At 71.8% G+C, this 3,323-nt stretch carries 4 protein-coding genes; all 4 read right to left on the bottom strand.

Translation table 11 applies throughout. The features are described 5' to 3' along the window. The coding region (gene proB / locus HMPREF3086_RS12430) for a glutamate 5-kinase (protein ID WP_070722146.1) at window positions 1–738 on the bottom strand (738 nt) is incomplete at its 3' end. Next, window positions 735–2,195 (bottom strand): GTPase ObgE, encoded by a 1,461-nt coding sequence (obgE, locus tag HMPREF3086_RS12425; RefSeq protein WP_070722145.1) that lies wholly within the window; start codon window positions 2,193–2,195, stop codon window positions 735–737. The genes proB and obgE, both read right to left, overlap by 4 nt. Window positions 2,196–2,335: 140 nt before the next feature. Continuing rightward, window positions 2,336–2,599, bottom strand: coding sequence for a 50S ribosomal protein L27 (gene rpmA, locus HMPREF3086_RS12420; RefSeq protein ID WP_007626965.1), 264 nt, complete (start codon window positions 2,597–2,599; stop codon window positions 2,336–2,338). 69 nt (window positions 2,600–2,668) lie between these two features. Then, window positions 2,669–2,974 carry a 50S ribosomal protein L21 gene (gene rplU / locus HMPREF3086_RS12415; protein WP_007626967.1) on the bottom strand — a complete coding sequence of 102 codons (306 nt, stop codon included), beginning with the start codon at window positions 2,972–2,974 and terminating at the stop codon, window positions 2,669–2,671. Between the last annotated feature and the right edge of the window lie 349 nt (window positions 2,975–3,323).

Below are 3,323 nucleotides of genomic sequence, written 5' to 3'. Positions count from 1 at the left end.
CCGCTCCGCGGAGGTGAGCAGGACCGGGATCCCCGCGTCGGCGGCCAGGCGGGCGGCCGCGAGCTTGGAGGCCATGCCGCCGGTCCCGAGCGCTCCCCCGGCGCCGGCCACCACGCCGTCGAGGTCCCCCTCGCCGCCGACCATCGTCACCGCGGTCGCATCGCCCTTGCGGGGGTCGGAGTCGTAGAGGGCGTCGACGTCCGAGAGCAGGATGAGCGCGTCGGCGCTGATGAGGTGGGCGACCAGGGCCGCCAGCCGGTCGTTGTCGCCGAAGCGGATCTCGTTGGTCGCGACGGTGTCGTTCTCGTTGATGACCGGCACCGCCCGCAGGGTGCGCAGGCGGTCGAGGGTGCGTTGCGCGTTGGCGGCGCTGTCCCGGCGGCCGATGTCGGCGGCGGTGAGCAGCACCTGTCCCACCACCCGGTCGTAGCGGGCGAACGAGTCACCCCACGCGCGCGCCAGTTCGAGTTGCCCGACGCTCGCGGCGGCCTGCTTGGCCGACAATGTGGCGGGCCGGGTGGTCATGCCCAACGGGGCCATCCCGGCGCCGATCGCGCCCGAGGACACCACGAACACGTCCGATCCGCCGGTCATGCGCGTCTGGCAGACGTCCGCCAGGGTGTCGAGTTCGGCGCGCCGGATCCCGCCGTGGAAGCTGGTGATCGCGGACGAACCGATCTTGACCACCACGCGGCGGGCCGTGCCGATGCGACGGCGCAGCTCGCGCTCGGTGGTCACTCCAGGATCTCCTCGTCCGGGTCGATGAGGCCGCGGCGCACGCGCTTGCGGTACTTGCGCTCGGCGGCGCCCACACGCTCGTCGGACTCGAGTCGGATGTCCGTGCCGCGGCCGGTGCGCATGAGGTCGACGCCGGCCGGGGTCTGCGGCTCCCACTCGAACGAGACGTCGCCGATCGTGACCGTGCAGCCCTCCTCGGCGCCGGCCTTGATGAGCGCGTCCTCCACGCCGATCCGGGCGAGGCGGTCGGCGAGGAAGCCCACGGCCTCGTCGTTCTCGAAGTCGGTCTGACGGATCCACCGCTCGGGCTTGGTGCCGGTGACGACGAAGTCGCCGGGAGAGGCGGGGTCGGGGCGGACGTCGAACTCGCCCGCGTCCACGGCCTTGGGCCGGATGACGATCCGCTCGGGCGCGGCGGGCGGGTTGGCCTTCCGGTGCGCCTTCACCAGCTCATAGAGCCCGAAGCGCAACTCGTCGAGCCCCTTGTGGGCGACCGCGGAGATCGCGTACACGGGCCACCCCCGGGCCTCGAACTGCTCGCGGACCATCTCGGCCATGTCGGCGGCGTCGGGCACGTCGATCTTGTTGAGCACCACCACGCGGGGCCGGTCGGACAGGTCGCCGATGCCGGCGTCGGACAGCTCCGAACGGTACGCGGCGAGCTCCGCCTCGAGGGCGTCCACGTCGGAGACAGGGTCGCGGTCGGACTCAAGGTTGGCGCAGTCGACGACGTGGGCCAGGACGGCGGTGCGTTCGATGTGGCGTAGGAAGTCCAGGCCGAGACCGCGGCCCTCGCTGGCACCGGGGATGAGGCCGGGTACATCGGCGATCGTGAAGGTGTCGTCGCCGACCGAGACCACCCCTAGGTTGGGCACCAGGGTCGTGAACGGGTAGTCGGCGATCTTGGGCTTGGCCGCGGAGAGCACCGAGACGAGGGAGGACTTGCCGGCGGACGGGAAGCCCACGAGTCCGACGTCGGCCATCGACTTGAGCTCGAGCGTGACGTCGCGGACCTCGCCGGGCTCGCCCAGCAGGGCGAAGCCGGGCGCCTTACGCGCACGGGACGCCAGGGCCGCGTTGCCGAGACCGCCCTTTCCGCCCTCGGCTGCGACGAACCGGGTGCCGGCGCCGACGAGGTCCGCGAGGACCTCACCGTTCTCGTCCAGCACGACCGTGCCGGGCGGGACCGGGAGCACGAGGTCGGCGCCCTGGGCGCCGTTGCGGTGGGAACCCATGCCGGGCTGGCCCTTGCCGGCGCGGGCGTGGGGCCGGAAGTGGAAGTCGAGCAGGGTGTGGACCTGCGGGTCCACGACGAGCACGACGTCACCGCCGTCGCCGCCGTTGCCGCCGTCGGGGCCGCCGAGCGGTTTGAACTTCTCGCGGTGCACGGAGGTGCAGCCGCGGCCGCCGTCCCCCGCCGCGAGGTGGAGGACGACGCGGTCGACGAATCTCGACATGGTGGGGACTCCTCCTGGTGACGGACGACGGTGGATCGGGTGGTGCTGCCGCAAATACTCTCGGGGGCCGGGTGTGGGGTCGATCAGACCCCGCCCGGCCCCCGAGGGCGATTCACGTGTGGTTCGGTCGGCTGGGAGGCTCAGGCCTCGGCGCCGGCCGGCACGATGTTCACGGTCTTGCGGCCGCGCTTGGTGCCGAACTCCACCGCACCGGCGGAGAGGGCGAACAGGGTGTCGTCGCCGCCGCGGCCGACGTTCACGCCCGGGTGGAACTTGGTGCCGCGCTGGCGCACCAGGATCTCGCCGGCGTTGACCTCCTGGCCACCGAAGCGCTTGACGCCGAGACGCTGCGCGTTGGAGTCACGACCGTTACGGGTGCTGGACGCGCCCTTCTTGCTTGCCATGTCCGAGTCCCTCCTTCAGGGAGCACGCCCGAGGGCGCTGAGCTGGTGGCCTTGGCGGCCGGTGACGGATTACTTGATACCGGTGATCTTGACGACCGTCAGCTTCTGACGGTGGCCCTGACGCTTGTGGTACCCGGTCTTGTTCTTGAACTTGTGGATCCGGATCTTCGGACCCTTGGTCTGCTCGACGATCTCGCCGGAGACGGTGACCTTGGCCAGGGCGTCGGCGTCGGAGGTGACGGCCGAGCCGTCCACCACGAGGATCGGGGACAGCGACACGGAGGTTCCGGCCTCGCCCTCGATCTTCTCGACCTTGACCTGGTCCCCTTCGGCGACCTTGTACTGCTTGCCGCCGGTCTTGACGATCGCGTACATCGAGGGCTTCCCCTTGCTTCTCGGGTGTGCGGCCGCCGGGGCGACCGCACCTGGTGTGCGGTGTTCTCTCATGCTCGCCGGCTCACGCCGGTCGGAGGTCGTCGGCCACGCCGGTCCGTGTGGACCGGGCCCGCGACTCCTCGCGCGGCGACATAGCGCCGCGACGAGCGACCTGTCAAGGTTACGGTCCGGCGGCGCAGCAGGTCAAACCGACCGTGCCGCCGGACACGCGGCCCGGTCTCTCAGTCGCTCGTGGGAGCCGTCGTCGACCGGGTCGCGCGTCGCCTCGCGGGGCGCCTGCGCGGCTCGGCGACCACGGCGGTCGGCGTCTGCGCGAGCGGCGCGGCCT

The organism is Dietzia sp. HMSC21D01 (assembly GCF_001815995.1).
Taxonomy (GTDB): domain Bacteria; phylum Actinomycetota; class Actinomycetes; order Mycobacteriales; family Mycobacteriaceae; genus Dietzia; species Dietzia cinnamea.
The sequence above is the reverse complement of the archived record's forward strand: the minus strand, read 5'-3'. Positions and strand labels throughout refer to the sequence as shown.

Bases quoted from the DNA above. Each gene is read 5' to 3' on its own strand.
- rplU (WP_007626967.1), bottom strand. From the start codon at position 2,974: ATGTACGCGATCGTCAAGACCGGCGGCAAGCAGTACAAGGTCGCCGAA.
- obgE (WP_070722145.1), bottom strand. From the start codon at position 2,195: ATGTCGAGATTCGTCGACCGCGTCGTCCTCCACCTCGCGGCGGGGGAC.
- rpmA (WP_007626965.1), bottom strand. From the start codon at position 2,599: ATGGCAAGCAAGAAGGGCGCGTCCAGCACCCGTAACGGTCGTGACTCC.